The following is a 16,238-nucleotide window of genomic DNA, read 5'->3' on the forward strand; positions in this document are numbered from 1 at the left end:
GGACGCGGGACGTCGGCCGCGGCCGACTCCCGGAGCAGGAACGAGGGCGAAGGCGGGCCATGAAGGCGAGAATTCTGGTAGTTGACGACGACGCCGCGCTGTCCGAGATGATCGGCATCATCCTGGCCTCGGAGGACTTCGAGCCGGTGTACTGCTACGACGGCTCCAGTGCACGCGAGGTCTTCCGCGCGTCCGATCCGGACCTGATCCTGCTGGACCTCATGCTGCCCGGGATGGACGGCATCCAGGTGTGCCAGCAGATCCGCGCGGAGTCCGACGTCCCCGTGGTGATGCTCACCGCCAAGTCCGACACCGCGGACGTGGTGCGCGGGCTGGAAGCCGGCGCGGACGACTACGTCCCCAAGCCCTTCAAGCCCGCCGAGCTCGTGGCCCGGGTCAAGGCGCGGCTGCGTCCCATGGACCGCGGGGTCACCCAGGAGATCACCCTCGGGGACATCGTCATCGACGTCACCGGCCACACCGTGACCCGGGGCGGGGAGGAGATCTTCCTGACGCCGCTCGAGTTCGACCTGCTGGCCACCCTGGCGCGCTCCCCGCACCAGGTGTTCAGCCGTGACGAGCTGCTGCGCGACGTGTGGGGCTACCCCCACGCCGCGGACAACCGGCTGGTCAACGTGCACGTGCAGCGGCTGCGCTCCAAGGTGGAGCGCGATCCCGAGAACCCCGAGGTGGTGCTCACCGTGCGCGGCATCGGGTACAAAGCGGGCGGGCACCCCCATAAATGACGCTGAGCGCAGCGCAGCCCACGGCCGCGGGCCCGGCGCCGCGGCGTCGTCCCCGGCGGTTCCGCAGACTCCGGCTGCGGCGTCGCCTGCTGTTCCGGCGCTGGCGGCAGTCCCTGCAGTTCCGGGCCATCGCGGTCGCCTTGACCCTGACGTCCGTGGCGTTCCTGGCCACGGGCAGCTTCCTGTCCCACCAGATTGCGGACCGGCTGTTCACGGACCGGCTCAACCAGGTGCTGGAGGAGTCCCGCAACGACATCCGCACCGCCCAGGCGAGCTTCGACGCCTCTGACGCGTCCGACCGCACCGAGGTCCAGGCGCTGATCAACTCCACCCTGGGCAGCCTGAGCCAGGGCAGCTCGTCCGGTGACCACCGTTGGATCCTGATTCCGCTGGACCAGGGCACCGGCCAGTCCTTCGTGGGCGTGCAGACCGAGAGCGCCTGGATGACCTCGGCGACCGTGCCGCAGAAGCTGCAGCAGCGCGTGGCCGGGGCGGACGGCACGTACTGGCAGCCGGCCTCGGCGCGAATGAGCGAGAACGGCGCGGAGCAGCCGGTGATCGTGGTCGGGGACGTGGTGCAGCTGAACCAGAACTCCCGCTACGGGCTCTACTTCGTGTACGACTTCTCGGACCCCCAGGCCACCCTGGACTCGATCCACGCCGTGCTGTTGCTGTCCATGGTGGCGCTGCTGCTGCTCGTGGGGACCATCGTCTGGTACGTCACCCGGGAGGTGGTCCGCCCGGTCTCCAACACCGCGCGGGTGTCCCAGCGGCTGTCCGAGGGGGACCTGGACGTGCGCATGCAGGTGCGCGGCACCAACGAGGTGGCGCGGCTCTCCCGCTCCTTCAACCGCATGGCGGACTCGATCCAGACCCAGATCACCCAGCTGGAGCAGCTGTCCTCGATGCAGCAGACGTTCGTCTCGGACGTCTCCCACGAGCTGCGCACCCCGCTGACCACGGTCAAGATGGCCGCGGAGGTGCTGTACAACGCGCGCGAGGACTTCGACCCCGTGAACCGCCGCTCCGCCGAGCTGCTGCACCACCAGGTGGACCGCTTCGACTCGATGCTCTCGGACCTGCTGGAGATCTCCCGCTTCGATGCCGGTGCCGCGCGCCTGGACATGGCGTCCACGGACATCTTCTCCGTGATCTACGACGTCGTGGAGGCCGCCGCTCCCATCGTGCTCACCTCCGGTTCCGAGCTCACCGTGCGCTCCACCCTCACCCGGTGCGTGGTGCAGATGGACCAGCGGCGCATCGACAGGATCCTGCGCAACCTGGTGACCAACGCGCTCGAGCACGGGGAGAGCAAGCCCGTGGACATCTACGTGGCGGCCAACGAGAACTGCGTCGCGGTGGCCGTGCGGGACTACGGGATCGGGATGACCGAGGAGCAGACCGCCAAGGTGTTCAACCGGTTCTGGCGCGGGGACCCCGCCCGCGCACGCACCGTGGGCGGCACCGGGCTGGGACTCGCGATCGCCACGGAGGACACCCGGCTGCACGGCGGGCGGCTCGAGGTGTGGGCGGAGCCGGACAACGGCGCGTGCTTCCGCCTCACCCTCCCGCTGCTGCGCACGCAGCCCCTGGACCCCGAGCTGCCCAACCCGCTGCCCCTGCCCCCGGCGGACCGGCTCACCGAGTCCACCGCCCGGGTCACCGACACGGGCTCCCTGCAGCTCACCGCGCCGGCCACCGGCCCTGCCGAGGAACCGGACACCGGCCAGCTGCTCATTGCCTTCCCCGCCCCTGACTGGCCCGACGAATCTGCGGTGACGGGCGGTGCACAGGGGTTCTGGAGCAACCAGACAGGCTCGAGCGCCGTGCAGCGTGGCGGCGGGACGGAGGAGCGATGAGCGCCCGGCGAGCAGCGGAGACCACGGACAACGGACCCGCGGCGCAGCACGGACCGCTGCGTCCGCGCCGCGGCACGGCGGTGGGCGGGGCCCCGCTGGGGGCGGCACGGCGCACGCGCTGCGCGAGTGCTGTGCTCGCGGTGCTCCTGGGCGTCACCCTCAGCGCGTGCGGGGCCATGCCGCGCTCCGGACCCGTGCACAAGGTCATCGAACCCACCGGGCAGTCCCAGCAGAGCGACATGCCATTCAATCCCGCGGCTCCGCGCCCGGGCGCGTCCGCCCAGGAAGTCGTCGAGGGGTTTCTCGCCGCCGGTGTGGGCGCCCAGGACGACTACTCGGTGGCACGCCAGTACCTCACCCCGCAGCTGGCCACCACGTGGCAACCGGATGCGCGTGTGCTCATCCACTCCGGCAACCCCACCACGGTGCCGCGGTTGAACGAGGGGGAGTACCGCACGTCCACCGAGGTCGGCGCCGAGCTCGGCCCCACGGGCGTGCTCACGGCACAACCGCAGGGCAGCACGCGTGTGCTGGACTTCGCACTGACGTCCGTGGACGGGCAGTGGCGGATCTCCAAGGCCCCGGACGGGGTGATCATCCCGGACTCGGACTTCAAGCAGATCTTCCAGCCCGTGGACCTCTTCTTCTACGCGGCGTCCAACGACAAGAACCTGGTCCCGGACCCCCGCTGGTTCCCCAAGCGCTCCACCGCCTCCACCGCTGCGGTGCGCGCCCTGATGAACGGACCCGCGCCGTACCTGGGGGACTCCGTCACGAGCGCGATCCCGCAGGCGGCAACCCTCTCGCGCTCGTCCGTCCCGGTCTCCGGCGGCACCGCCACCGTGGACCTGAGTCTGCCCAGCTTCGACCCCGCTGACGTGGCCAAGGCCCAGCGGATGGAGCAGCAGCTGCAGGCCACGCTGCGCGCCGTCCCCTCGGTGGAGAACGCGGAACTCATCGTGAACGACGCCCCGGTGGACACCTCCGCCCGCTCGGGTCCCGACCCCGTGCGCTCCGTGACCGTGCCGAACCGCCAGGTGGGGGTGTCTGACGGACGCCTCGCCTTCTACCAGGGGGGACAGACCGAGCCCGTGCCCGATCTCACCCTCCCCGAGGGTGCCACGGTGGCCAAGCCGGGCATGAACCTCGAGGCCACCACGTTCGGCCTCGTGAACACCGCCGACTCCGCGGTCTACACGGTGTCCCCGGGGAAGGCGGCGCAACGGCGGTGGTCCGGGAGCAGGCCCACCCGGCCGAGCTTCGACCCCCAGGGCTGGGTCTGGGGATCGGACCGCTCGGGGCGGATCCACGCGGCACAGGCCACCGCCACAGGGGAGGGGGACACCGTCACGGCCGACTGGTTGCGCGGCAGGCAGGTGGTCTCCCTGCGGATCTCCCGCGAGGGCAGCCGCGCGCTCGTGGTCACCACCAACGACGCCGGCACCAAGTCCAGCATCTGGATCGCCGGCGTTGTGCGGGACGAGTCAGGCCGGCCCATCGAGCTCGAGAAGGGCAACGCCGTGGCCGCGGACGTGGACGTCAACACCGCCCAGTGGATCGGCTCGGACGAGTTCGTGACCACGGCCCTGGACCAGGACAGCAACGCCCAGCCGCGGCGTTACACCGTGGCCGGGCACTACGACGAGCTGCCGTCACTGACCGGCGTCACCTCCATCACCGGCGGCAACGGTTCCACTGCGGTCTACGGCGCCTCCGACGGCAAGCTCTACATGCTGACCGGAAGCTCGTGGGCCCTGCAGAGCGAGGACGTCACGGACACCTCTTTCGCTGGCTGAGCGGGCCGCCCCGGGGTTTCACGACGGCGGCGGGTCACGCTGCCCGCGCGGCCTGCGGGTGGTTGCGGGGCCCCAGTCCGCGACAGCGTCCCCACCCGCGACCGGCCCCCAAGCCGCGACCGGGCGGCGGGAACGGTGCCGTGCGGTGCGTACTCCCCATGCGGTGACGGCCGTGGTGCGGGCGCGTCCTGCGCGGTGGACTGGAGCCATGTCGTTCTTCCCAGACCCCTCTCCGCCCGCTCCATCCTCTCCTCACGGTGCCGCGCTGGTCGGCACCCGCGCCCCGTACCACGCCGCCCGGCTCCCTCCCGGCGTGGAGCGCCGCTCACCGGTGCCGGGACCTGCGGCCGTGCCGCGGACGGTGGTCCAGCCGGAGAAGGGGCCCGTGCCGCGGGCGGGGGCGGTGCCCGACGGTGTCGGAGCCGCGCGTGCTGGGTCCGGGCGCCACGGGGTGCCCGCCCCTCGGGCTGGTGCCGGGCCCCGAGCGGACGGTGCGTCGCGCGCGGCCGCGTGGGACCGCCGGGCGGCTCGCGCGAGTGGCTGGTGTGGGGACGCGCTGGAACTGCTCGTGCCGGTCAGCTGTGCGGTGTGCGGAGTACCCGGGGCCTCCCTGTGCCGAGAGTGCCGCGTGGTGCTGCGGCGCGGCACCGCACGGCCCGGCAGGGTGCCCACCCCGGCTCCGCTGCTGGCCTCCGGGGTGCGGGTGTACACGGCGGGGGAGTACGAGCACGAGCTCGCCGCGTGCCTGCTCGCGTTCAAGAACGGCGGTCGCACCGACCTCACGGGCGTGCTCGCCACCGTGCTCTCCGGCGCGCTGAGCGCGGCCGCCCGCGACCTCGCCAGGCCCGGTGGTGCGCACCTGTGGTGGGTTCCGGTGCCCACGAGCGGGCGGGCGCGGCGTCGTCGCTGGTTCGACCCGGTCGCCACGGTGCTCGACGCCGCGGCACTGCCCTCCGGCACCGGCGTGCGTCACGCGCTGCGGCACCGCGCCGCCCGGTTCGGGGCCCCGGGCGGCGCGCAGAAGACCCGGGGCCGGGACCAGAGGGCCCGCGCCATCCGCGGAGTCATGCGTGCGGAGGACGTCGCGGGCCGCACGTGCGTGGTGGTGGACGACGTCCTCACCACGGGGGCCACCGCTGCGGAGGCCGTGCGCTGCCTCACCGCAGCCGGGGCCCACGTGCCCGCGGTCGTGACCCTGGCGGGGGTGCGGCCGCGCCGTTCACCCCCGGAGAACGGCTGAATGTCGCGCGCCGTTTTCCGTGAATTTCCCCGCGGTTTCATCTAGCGTTGGACCACGGGAAGCAATGAAGGTGTCCCGTGTGGGAGAGCAGAACATCCCGCGCCATCCTCAAGATGTGGAGGGTCTCATGGAACTGAACATCCAAGGCCGCAACGTCACTTTGCCGGACCGATTCAAGGAATACGTCGAGGAGAAGAGCGAGCGTTTCCAGCAGCTCGGTGACAAGGTCCAATCCATCGAGGTCAAGGTCACCAAGGACAACGGCGCGTCCGGCCACCAGGGCATGCGGGTGGAGATCACCGTGGTCGGCCGCGGACCGGTGATCCGCGCCGAGGCCCGCAGCGACGACAAGTTCGCCGCCTTCGACGAGGCCTACGGCAAGCTCGTGGAGCAGCTGCGGCGCGCCCGCGACCGTCGCAAGATCCACCGCGCCGGGCACCAGAGGCCCATCGCCGTGCACGAGGCCACCGGTTCCCTGCCCGTGGTTCCCTCCTCCGGCTCCTTCACGGGCTTCGACTCCCCGCAGGCCCTGTCCGAGGCGGAGGACGCCGCCTTCGACACCGAGTACCCGCTCAGCGACGCCCCCACCCCCGTGGAGATCCGCCGCAAGCGCTTCCCCGCGCACCAGATCACGGTGGACGAGGCCGTGGACCAGATGGAACTGGTGGGCCACGACTTCTTCATCTTCGTGGACAAGGAGACCCAGGAGCCCTCCGCCGTGTACCGCCGCAAGGGCTGGCAGTACGGCGTGATCAGCCTCAGCCAGGACGGCCGCGCCGAGGAGGAGAGCGCCCGGGCCTACCAGGCCGACGCCGCCTCCTGACGCGCACTCGCGCCCCACGGGCCCCTCGACGGTGTCGAGGGGCCCGTGTTCATGCGTGGGAATGGGTCAGGCTCCCTCACGTACACTGTTCGGCGGTGCACCCTCCGCCGTGTCCGGGTGCCCACCATTGATCTCGGAGGAGCGAACACACGTGGCGTCATTCCTGGAAAAGGTTCTTCGCACTGGGGACAAGCGCGTCCTGAAGCGGCTGAGGACTTACGCTGACGCCGTCAACAGCCTCGAGGACAGCTTCAAGGAACTCTCGGACGCCGAGCTGCGTGCGGAGACCGACGCCTTCCGGGAGCGCATCGCGGACGGCGAGTCGCTGGACCGGCTGCTCCCCGAGGCGTTCGCCGCGGTGCGCGAGGCCGCCTCCCGCACCCTCGGCCAGCGCCACTTCGACGTCCAGATCATGGGTGGGGCGGCCCTGCACCTCGGCTACATCGCCGAGATGAAGACCGGCGAGGGCAAGACCCTGGTGGCCACGGCCCCGGCGTACCTCAACGCGCTCGCCGGCAAGGGCGTGCACGTGGTCACCGTCAACGACTACCTGGCCGAGTACCAGGCCAACCTCATGGGTCGTGTCTACCGCTTCCTGGGGCTCGAGACCGGGGTGATCCTCGGTGGTCAGGAGCCCGCGGTGCGCCGCGAGCAGTACGCCGCGGACATCACCTACGGCACCAACAACGAGTTCGGCTTCGACTACCTGCGCGACAACATGGCATGGACCGAGGACGAGCTGGTGCAGCGCGGGCACAACTTCGCCATCGTGGACGAGGTGGACTCCATCCTCATCGACGAGGCCCGCACCCCGCTGATCATCTCCGGTCCCGCCTCGGGGGAGGCCAACCGCTGGTACCGCGAGTTCGCCACCGTGGTGCAGAAGCTCTCTCCCGAGACCGACTACGAGGTGGACGAGAAGAAGCGCACCGTGGGCGTGCTCGAGCCCGGCATCGAGAAGGTCGAGGACTGGCTGGGCATCGACAACCTCTACGAGTCCCGCAACACCCCGCTGATCGGCTTCCTGAACAACGCGATCAAGGCCAAGGAGCTGTTCCGCAACAACAAGGACTACATCGTGGCCGGCGGTGAGGTGAAGATCGTGGACGAGCACACCGGGCGTGTGCTCGCCGGGCGGCGCTACAACGAGGGCGTCCACCAGGCCATCGAGGCCAAGGAGGGCGTGGAGATCAAGCCCGAGAACCAGACGATGGCCACGATCACCCTGCAGAACTACTTCCGCCTCTACGACAAGCTCTCCGGCATGACGGGCACGGCCCAGACCGAGGCCGCAGAGTTCATGAACACCTACGAGATCGGCGTGGTGGCCATCCCGCCGCACCGCGGCATCGCCCGCGAAGACAAGCGGGACGTGGTGTACAAGAACGAGGCCACCAAGTACGCGGCCGTGGTGCGGGACATCGAGGAGCGCCACGAGAAGGGCCAGCCCGTGCTGGTGGGCACGGCGTCCGTGGAGAAGTCCGAGTACCTCTCCCGCCTGCTCGCCAAGCGGGGAGTGCGCCACGAGGTGCTCAACGCCAAGAACCACGCCCGGGAGGCCGCGATCGTGGCCCAGGCCGGGCGCAAGGGCGCCGTCACCGTGGCCACCAACATGGCGGGGCGAGGTACCGACATCATGCTCGGCGGCAACGCCGAGTTCAACGCCGTGGACCGGATGGCAGAGCTCGGTCTCGACCCCGAGCGGGACGCCGAGGAGTACGAGGCCCGCTGGCCCGAGGTGCTCAAGGCCTGCGAGGAGGCCACCAGGTCCGAGCACGAGGAGGTCCTGGAGGCCGGCGGGCTCTACGTGCTGGGCACCGAGCGCCACGAGTCCCGGCGCATCGACAACCAGCTCCGGGGCCGGTCGGGCCGTCAGGGTGATCCCGGTGAGTCGCGGTTCTACCTGTCCCTGTCCGACGACCTCATGCGTCTGTTCAACCCGGGCGCCGCACAGCGGCTCATGGCCATCGCCCCCGACGACGTCCCGGTGACCGGACGGCTCATCACCTCCGGCATCGCCAACGCGCAGAACCAGGTGGAGGGCCGCAACGCCGAGCAGCGCAAGAACGTGCTGAAGTACGACGACGTCCTCAACCGCCAGCGCGAGGTCATCTACAAGGACCGCAAGCGGATCCTCATGGGTGACGACATCGAGGACCAGATCCGGCAGTTCACCGAGGAGGTGCTCTCCTCGACGATCGCCGAGCGCACGGGCAAGGGCCACCCCGAGGACTGGGACCTGGACGGGCTGTGGGAGGCCCTGCGGGCCGTCTACCCGGTGTCCCTCACCCCGGACGAGGTCGTGGAGGAGGCCGGTGGCCGCCCCCGGCTCACGTCCGACTTCCTGCAGGAGCAGATCCTCTCGGACGCCACCGTGATGTACCTGGAGCGCGAGGAGGAGCTCGGCTCCGAGGCCATGCGCAACCTGGAGCGGCGGGTGCTGCTGTCGGTGATCGGTCAGCGCTGGCCCGAGCACCTGTACGAGATGGACTACCTCAAGGAGGGCATCGGGCTGCGGGCCATGGCCCAGCGCGACCCCCTGGTGGAGTACCAGCGGGAGGGCCACGCCATGTTCCAGGACATGATGGCGGCCATCCGTGAGCAGACCGTGGTGACCCTCTTCAACCTCGAGGTGCGCAAGCAGCGCACGGGTGCGGCCGGCGGTGCGGTCGAGCTCTCGGCTCCCCAGCGCCCGGCGTTCCTGCAGTACACGGCCCCCGACGAGGACGGCACACCGCACGCCGAGGTGGAGGCCGTGGATCCCGGGGCCCGGGAGCGGACCTCCGAGGACGGCACACCGACGGACGCGTCCGCGGGCACCGACCCGGCGGCGTCGTCCGACCGGCCCGAGGGCGAGACCGGAGGCAATCGGGCGAAGCGCCGCGGTGCCTCCGCGCGCAGCGGTTCCAAGGCCAAGCGGGGCAAGCGCCGCTGAGCGCCGCGCGGCTCAGCCCACCTCGAGGTGGGTGACCCGCCACTGCCGCGACACCCGCTCGATGCGCAGTGCCACCGCACGTGCCCGCGAGGACTCCTCCACCACGAGGGAGGCCTCGTAGCACCCCGGGGCCGGGCTGCACACCCTGACCCTGCGGATCCGCGCGGCCCGGTGCACCTCGAACAGGTTCCGGCGCTCGGGGCACTGCTCCTGCACGAGCTTGAGCATGGCGGCACGCTGGGTGAAGCGCTCCACCACCTCGGGGTCGGTCCAGCGGGCCAGCTGGGAGGCCGGGCGCGTCCCGGCCAGGATCTCCACGGCGGCCTGACCGATGCTGCGCGCAATCGCTCCCACGCGCTCGGACTCGTTCCGGCCCGTGAGCGCGGCAGCGGAACGGTCCTGCCGCCACGCGTAGCCGCCGGCGGGCGTGCGGGGTGCTGGGGTGGGGATCGCGATGCTCATGACGTGCTCCTTGCTGAGGGTGTGCTGACAGTTCGTGGACGGGACGGTGAGCTGAGGGCCCCGCGGATGTGCCGTGCGGTGCGCGGTCCGCGGTGCCGGGTGCGGCAGGCGCGGTGACCGGTGCAGCGCGGGCGGTCTGGGCGCCTCACCGGGCCCGCCCCGCGGCGTCCAGCAGATGGGCGGGGACCTGCAGCCGGTCCCCGGGGTGGATGAGGTTGCCGTGCTGGGACAGAACGTTGTGGTCCGCCCAGGACCCCAGGTCGCGGCAGATGTCCTCGTCGGTGGCGCCCGGGCCCAGCAGCTGCTCCGTGAGATCCCACAGGGTGTCCCCGGAGACCACGGTGATGCTGCCGTCGGTCAGCCGCTGCGGGGCGGGCACGGCGGATTTTCCTGGCCCCGCCGAGACGGCCTGTCTGTCGAGGGCCCCGGGCGCGAGCAGCGTGGTGCCCTCGGGTCCGTGCTGCGCCGGTGGCGCGACGGGCGCGGCCGCGTCGGCGCCGGCTGACCCGGGCGGCGTCGTGTCCGGGGCCTGTGCCGGCGCGGACGGTGCCGCGGGGTCGGCCTCCGGGGGAGCGAGCTGCTCCGTCCCGGTGGCCGCGGTTCCCCAGAACGGGTCGATCGGCGTCTGCTCCGCGTGCGCGGGGGCCAGTGCGATGAGCTGGGCACCCACCAGTGCACCCGCGGTCCGTGCCACGAGGCCGGGGGTGAGACGCCGCGCCCAGCGCTCGAGCGTCCGCCAGTGCATGCGGTGCGCGAGACCCGCGAGAGCGGCGAGCAGCAGGCCCCCGAGCCACCAGCCGGCCACGGCCAGGCACGCCGAGGAGGCGAGCGTGGCGACCACGAGCTCCGGGGCCGCCGCGGGGTGCGCATCCCGCAGCGTGTCGACGAGCTGCAGGCCCACGGTGCCGACCACGGCGGCAGCTGCCGGGACCAGCAGCCACAGTGCCGCAGAACGGGGTGCGCGCGGGGCCTCGAGCGTGGTGTCGCGATGCATGTTCATCTCCGGATGATGTCGTTTGATGTCGTTTGACATTTTTAGATCATCCTGGGGCCATGCTGTGAAGTCAATCACTCATGCAAACGGATGTACCACCGCCCGTAGTGCGTCTGGGGGCTGACCTCGGGCATCCGTAGCGTGTGCTGAGGTGGGTCCGTCGGTCCGCGCAGCGGTAGGCCGGTGCGGTGCGGCCACGGCGGCCACGGTCGCGGGCCCCGCTCACCCTCGATGCGCGGGCCGCGGCACAGAGCCGGACCGCGGGGGCCGCCGGCGGTCGTCACAGCGGGAGGGTCCGGTCGAGGAGGATCCGGTCGAGGCAGCGGGGAGGACCAGGCGTGCGGTGGGATGAACTGTTCGAGGACATGGAGGCGCAGCTCGACCACGCGCGGGTGCGGATGGTCGAGACCGAGGCCGTGGAGACCGCGCGCGCCGAGTTCGCGCGGCTCAGCCTCCTGGAGCGGCTCGCGGCGCACCGGGGCATGCCGGTGCGCCTGCGCCCGAGCCGCGGGGACACCCTCGAGGGTGTCCTGGCGGATGTGGGCTCGGGGTGGGCCGTGGTGCGTGAGCGGCACCTGCAGCACCTCGTGCCACTGGTGGGCGTGGTGTGGTGGGAGGGCCTGCCGCGGCGCTTCGAGCTGCTCCCGGAGTCCTCGACCATCCGCCGGCTCGGAATGGGTCACGTGCTGCGGGCCCTGAGCACCGCGCGGGTGCACGTACGCGTGGTGCTCCGCGACGGAGCCGCCCACGAGGAGCTGGAGGGCACCGTGGACGCGGTGGGCCAGGACTTCTTCGACGTGGCGGTGCACCCGCAGGACGAGTTCCGCCGACGGCGCGCGGTCACTGCGGTGCGCACGGTGCCGTTCGCGTCCGTGGCCGTGGTGTCCTCGCTCGACGCCGGGTGAGCTACTGCAGGGTGCCCTCCCGCACGGCGTGCTGGGTGCGCTCGTAGCCCCGCTGGATGTACTCCTCCAGCTTGGCCTTCTCCACGCGCCACTGCCCGCGCCCGCCCACCTGGATGGCGGGCAGCTCACCGGAGCGCACCATGGCCCGCGCCTGGGGGACGGAGATCGAGAGGATCTCGGCGACGTCGGCGAGGGTCAGGAATCGTTGCTGCGACATGCCCGTGCATCACTTCCTTTGGTGCGTTTCGATGCTCATTCATCGGCCTTGACCGCCATTGTCCCACGGGAGTCCGCGGACTGGTCACTGTCAACAGGCGGGATCGGGCATGGAACCGTGGTCACCTCTGTCCACATGATGTTCGTCACGGTTCCGCCGCCCGTGCCCGGCCGTGCACACTCGGGAGTGCCCGGCGGGGGACCGGGGTTCTCGGGGAAGGACGCACGACATGGCCAGTAGCACCGCAGCGCGGGCGCGTGCCGGGCAGGCACCCACCGCGGCGGCCCGTTTCCGCAAGCCCACCTGGCGGGATCCCCGTCTGCTCGTGGGGCTGCTGCTCGTGCTGCTCTCGGTGCTCGGAGTGGTGCTGCTGGTGGCCACGACCAACCGCAGCGAGCCCTACTACGCCGCGGCCGAGGACCTCGCCGTGGGGCAGCGGATCACCCCAGAGGACCTCACCACCGTGGACGCGCACCTCGCCCAGGTGGCCGGCGGCTACGTGCCAGGCGGTCAGCCCCTGCAGGAGAACGCCGTGGTGACCCAGCGGGTGGCCCGTGGCCAGCTGGTCCCGGCGGCGTCGATCGGCACCGCGGACGCCCTGGACCGCACGCCCGTGGGCATCGCCCTGCAGACGCCCCTGCCAGCCCAGGCGGATCCGGGAGCGCACGTGGACGTGTGGGTCGCCCGCCCCAAGACCTCCGGGCGCGGCTTCATGGAGCCCAAGAAGCTCGTCCCGGGCGCGGAGATCGCGCGGGTGGACACCAAGGACACCGCGCTGGGCGGCAGCGGCGGGGTCACCGTGCACGTGCTCGTGACTCCGTCCCAGGTGGGTCCGCTCGTGGACGCGCTGGGCAACGACGCCAAGGTCACCCTGGTGCTCGACACCGCGGGGAGCCGCTCGTGAGCATCTCGGTGGTCACGCTCGGGCCCGGCACGTGGGACCTCGTGGACCGTCTCGAACGGCTGCACGGGGACGTGACCGTGGTCCGGCGGTGCCTGGACCTCTCCGAGCTGATCGCGTGCGCGCACACCGGCATGGCGCACGCCGCCCTCGTGGCGGAAGGTGCTGAGGACCTCACGGCGAGTCTGCTCGGGCAGCTCGCGGACGCGGGGCTGCGCGTGCTGGTGGTCGAGGGGCACGACGCCGCCCGGCCCGCGCTCGGGGTTGCCCGGGTGCCGGCCGCGGCCACCGGTGCGGAGGTGGCCGAGCTGATCCGCGAGACGCTGCGGTCCCCGGAACCGGGCCATCGCGCGGCCCCCGGCTCGCGCCGCGGCACGGGAACCGGCACGAGCACGGGGGACTCCGACGACCGCACTGCTGCGCGGGGCGCCACACCATCCGCTGGTGCGGCCCCGCAGGGCCCTGCCGCCTTAGGACGCACCGGGCCGTTCGAGGGTGCCGCGTCCTCCGCCGGCGGGATCCCCGTGCCCGAGGACGCCGCCGGAGGGGCGGCGGGTGCGGCGTTCGGCGACGGTGGCGCGGACTCCACGACCGACGTCGTCCCGGACGGTGACGCCCGGGGCGCGGCCGAGCCGCCGGACCGGGACACGGGACGGAACGCCGCGGGGAATGGGAGCGGTTCCGGCACGGAGGGGACGTGGGCACCGGACGCCCACGACGACGCCGCCCTCACGGATCCCGAGGACGCGACCGTGCGCCTGGTCGCGGTCTGGGGTCCGACGGGCGCCCCCGGCCGGACGGCCACCGCGCTGAACCTCGCGGCCGAGGCGGCGCTCGCGGGCCGGCGTGTGCTGCTGGTCGACGCGGACACGTACGGGGCCTCCGTGGCCGCGAGCCTGGGGATGCTCGACGAGGCAGCCGGGATCGCCCAGGCGTGCCGGCTCGCGGACCAGGGGCGGCTGGACGTGGCCGGTCTGCGCCGGTGTGCCACGGCCGTCTCCGTGGCCGGCGCGTCCGTGGACGTGCTCACGGGGATCACGCGCCACGACCGGTGGCCGGAGCTGCGGGGATCGGCTCTCGACATCGTCTTCGACCGGGCCCGTGAGGGGTACGGGCTCGTGGTGGTGGACACGGCCTTCGGTCTCGAGGCGGACGAGGAGATCACCACGGACTTCCTCGCCCCGCGGCGCAACGCGGGAACGCTCAGTGCCGTGGCCGCGGCGGACACGGTCGTGGCGGTGGCCGCCGCGGACGCACTCGGCGTGCCTCGTATGGTCAAGGCGCTGCCGGATCTGGAGGAGGCCGCCCCGGACGCCCGCGTGGTGGTGGTCGCGAACAAGCTGCGGGCCGCGGCCGCCGGGCACTCCGCGGCGGCGTCGGTGGCCGAGGCGTGGGAGAGGTTCTCGCCCGGGCACCGGATCGCGCACACGCTCGCGTGGGACCCGTCGGCGTGCGACGACGCGCTGCTGGCCGGGGCCGTGCTCGCGGAGACCGCACCCCGCAGCGAGCTGCGCCGACAGTTCACCGAGCTGGCGCGCACGGTGCTCGGCGGTGGGCGGGTCCCGCAGCCGGAGCCCACGGTGCGGCTCGCGGCGGGTACTAGGCTGGGGCGTCGGATGGGCGCGTGGCTGCGCCGCGGGTGAACGTGGAAAGGCGGTCCCGGCATGGCATTCACAGATCCGCTGCGCAGTACGGCGGACTTCGACGCCGGTGACGCCGAGTGGCTCCACCTGCTGGTGGGGGACTGGCAGCTGCTGGCGGACCTCGGGTTCGGGGACCTCCTGCTGTGCTTCCCGCGCTCGGTGGTTCCCGCCCACGAGAGCCCCACGGGCCAGCCGGTCCCCGCCGAGGGCAGCGAGTTCCTGGTGCTGGCCCACGCCCGGCCCACCACGGGGCCCACGGCCTACCAGAAGGACATGGTGGGGGAGGTGGTCACGGACGCCGCCGCGCGCACGCTGCGCCGCGCCTGGATCGACCACAGCATCGAGCGTGCTGGGCCCTCGGAGTGGTCGAGTCTCGCCTCGCGCTCCGTGACCCTGGTGCCCCTCGTGCGCAACCGGCGCACGATCGCCGTCGTCAGCCTGACCACCGACCCGCAGCGGGACAGGCTGCCCTCGCGCATGGAGCTGGTCTACCGGGAGTCGGCCGCGGACCTGCTGCGCATGGCCAACCAGGGCACGTGGCCGGACTTCGCGGTGCGCAGCGACTCCCGCCGCGGTGCGCCGCGCGTGGGGGACGGGATGCTGCGCCTGGACGCGTCCGGCGTGGTGCAGTTCTGCTCCCCCAACGGACTCTCCACGTTCCGCCGGCTCGGGCTGCAGGGGGACCTCACGGGGCAGAACCTGCTGGGGGTGGCCCGTCGTCTCCCGCTCACGGCACCGGGCGTGGACGAGACGCTGGCCCCCGTGCTGGCGGGCACCATGCCGTGGCGCGCGGAGCTGTCCACGGTGAAGGCCTCCGCGACCCTGCGGGCCATCCCGCTGCGGCAGGGCTCCGAGCGCACGGGCGCGCTGCTGCTGTGCCGCGACGTCACCGAGCTGCGCCGGCGGGACCTGCAGCTGGTGTCCAAGGACGCCACCATCCGCGAGATCCACCACCGCGTGAAGAACAACCTGCAGACGGTCTCGGCGCTGCTGCGGCTGCAGTCGCGCCGGATGCACTCGGATGAGGGCAGGAACGGATTGCAGCAGGCCATGCGGCGGGTGAGCTCGATCGCGCGGGTGCACGAGTCCCTGTCACAGGAGATCTCCGAGGACGTGGACTTCGACGACCTCATCCGCCACCAGGTCAAGCTCGCCGTGGAGACGGCGTCGGCCGGCCAGCACGTGCGCACGCGCTTCGAGGGCACGTTCGGGCGGCTGCCCTCCAAGAGTGCCACCTCCGTGGCGCTCGTGGTCAACGAGCTCGTGGCGAACGCCGTGGAGCACGGGCTCAGGGACAGGGACGGCACCGTGGTGCTGTCGGTGCGCCACCTGGAGGACGAGGCCACCGACGCGGGGGACACCCGGCGGGTGCTGGAGATCGCGATCAACGACGACGGCTGCGGGATGGGCCCCACCGTGATCGAGGAGTCCGGTGTCAGCGCCTACCGCCCGCCCTCGGAGGGTGAGGGGCTCGGGATGCAGATCGTGCGCACGCTGGTGGCCAGTGAGCTGCAGGGCAGCATCCGCTGGCAGACCGCACCCGAGGGCGGCACGAGCGTGGTGATCACCGCCCGGTTCCCGCAGAAGGCCTTGGGACGGGGCTGAGCGCAGCCCACCCCGCGGGTCGACCGGGTCCTGTCCGCGCGGGGACCGGTGCCGTGAACGACGCGGTCCCCGCAGCCGCCTGGTGACCAGGGTGCTGCGGGGACCGGTGGGA

The 16,238-nt window shown here is 72.3% G+C and carries 13 protein-coding genes; 10 read left to right on the forward strand and 3 right to left on the reverse strand.

Going from position 1 to position 16,238, the window contains the following annotated elements; genetic code table 11:
* Positions 1 to 59: 59 nt before the first annotated feature.
* From mtrA to secA, 6 genes are all read left to right on the forward strand, one after another.
* On the forward strand, positions 60 to 746 hold the full coding sequence (gene mtrA, locus KRH_RS04260) for an MtrAB system response regulator MtrA (RefSeq protein ID WP_012397948.1): 687 nt from the start codon (positions 60 to 62) through the stop codon (positions 744 to 746).
* Positions 743 to 2,605, forward strand: a complete 1,863-nt coding sequence (gene mtrB / locus KRH_RS04265; protein WP_012397949.1) for an MtrAB system histidine kinase MtrB — start codon at positions 743 to 745, stop codon at positions 2,603 to 2,605. The genes mtrA and mtrB overlap by 4 nt, the downstream gene beginning before the upstream one ends.
* Positions 2,602 to 4,401, forward strand: a complete 1,800-nt coding sequence (locus tag KRH_RS04270; protein WP_012397950.1) for an LpqB family beta-propeller domain-containing protein — start codon at positions 2,602 to 2,604, stop codon at positions 4,399 to 4,401. Before mtrB ends, KRH_RS04270 begins: the two co-directional genes overlap by 4 nt.
* A gap of 628 nt (positions 4,402 to 5,029) precedes the next feature.
* On the forward strand, positions 5,030 to 5,641 hold the full coding sequence (locus KRH_RS12605; protein ID WP_226905908.1) for a ComF family protein: 612 nt from the start codon (positions 5,030 to 5,032) through the stop codon (positions 5,639 to 5,641).
* A 127-nt stretch (positions 5,642 to 5,768) separates the two neighbouring features.
* Positions 5,769 to 6,464 (forward strand): ribosome hibernation-promoting factor, HPF/YfiA family, encoded by a 696-nt coding sequence (hpf, locus tag KRH_RS04280; RefSeq protein ID WP_012397952.1) that lies wholly within the window; start codon positions 5,769 to 5,771, stop codon positions 6,462 to 6,464.
* Positions 6,465 to 6,615: 151 nt separating this feature from the next.
* Positions 6,616 to 9,399: a preprotein translocase subunit SecA gene (gene secA / locus KRH_RS04285; RefSeq protein ID WP_012397953.1), complete on the forward strand. Its 2,784-nt coding sequence runs from the start codon at positions 6,616 to 6,618 to the stop codon at positions 9,397 to 9,399.
* A 12-nt stretch (positions 9,400 to 9,411) separates the two neighbouring features.
* On the opposite strand, the gene KRH_RS04290 is transcribed toward secA, so the two are convergent.
* The gene (locus KRH_RS04290; protein WP_012397954.1) at positions 9,412 to 9,861 is read right to left on the reverse strand and encodes an Rv3235 family protein; all 450 of its coding nucleotides are present in this window, start codon (positions 9,859 to 9,861) and stop codon (positions 9,412 to 9,414) included.
* A 145-nt stretch (positions 9,862 to 10,006) separates the two neighbouring features.
* The gene (locus KRH_RS04295) at positions 10,007 to 10,861 is read right to left on the reverse strand and encodes a hypothetical protein (protein ID WP_041297320.1); all 855 of its coding nucleotides are present in this window, start codon (positions 10,859 to 10,861) and stop codon (positions 10,007 to 10,009) included.
* A gap of 332 nt (positions 10,862 to 11,193) precedes the next feature.
* On the opposite strand from KRH_RS04295, the gene KRH_RS04300 reads away from it, so the two are divergent.
* Positions 11,194 to 11,760, forward strand: coding sequence for a hypothetical protein (locus KRH_RS04300; protein WP_012397956.1), 567 nt, complete (start codon positions 11,194 to 11,196; stop codon positions 11,758 to 11,760).
* A gap of 1 nt (position 11,761) precedes the next feature.
* Here KRH_RS04300 and KRH_RS04305 read toward each other — a convergent pair whose 3' ends face one another.
* Positions 11,762 to 11,977, reverse strand: a complete 216-nt coding sequence (locus KRH_RS04305; RefSeq protein WP_012397957.1) for a helix-turn-helix domain-containing protein — start codon at positions 11,975 to 11,977, stop codon at positions 11,762 to 11,764.
* A gap of 229 nt (positions 11,978 to 12,206) precedes the next feature.
* On the opposite strand from KRH_RS04305, the gene KRH_RS04310 reads away from it, so the two are divergent.
* From KRH_RS04310 to KRH_RS04320, 3 genes are read left to right on the forward strand one after another with little or no spacing between them, the layout of a single operon-like run.
* On the forward strand, positions 12,207 to 12,881 hold the full coding sequence (locus KRH_RS04310; protein WP_012397958.1) for an SAF domain-containing protein: 675 nt from the start codon (positions 12,207 to 12,209) through the stop codon (positions 12,879 to 12,881).
* A complete protein-coding gene (locus KRH_RS04315) occupies positions 12,878 to 14,521 on the forward strand; it encodes a hypothetical protein (RefSeq protein ID WP_012397959.1) in 1,644 nt (547 codons plus the stop codon). The genes KRH_RS04310 and KRH_RS04315 overlap by 4 nt, the downstream gene beginning before the upstream one ends.
* A 21-nt stretch (positions 14,522 to 14,542) precedes the next feature.
* On the forward strand, positions 14,543 to 16,126 hold the full coding sequence (locus tag KRH_RS04320; protein WP_012397960.1) for a sensor histidine kinase: 1,584 nt from the start codon (positions 14,543 to 14,545) through the stop codon (positions 16,124 to 16,126).
* Positions 16,127 to 16,238 lie beyond the last annotated feature (112 nt).

The sequence above is a fragment of the Kocuria rhizophila DC2201 genome (assembly GCF_000010285.1).
Lineage (GTDB): Bacteria > Actinomycetota > Actinomycetes > Actinomycetales > Micrococcaceae > Kocuria > Kocuria rhizophila_A.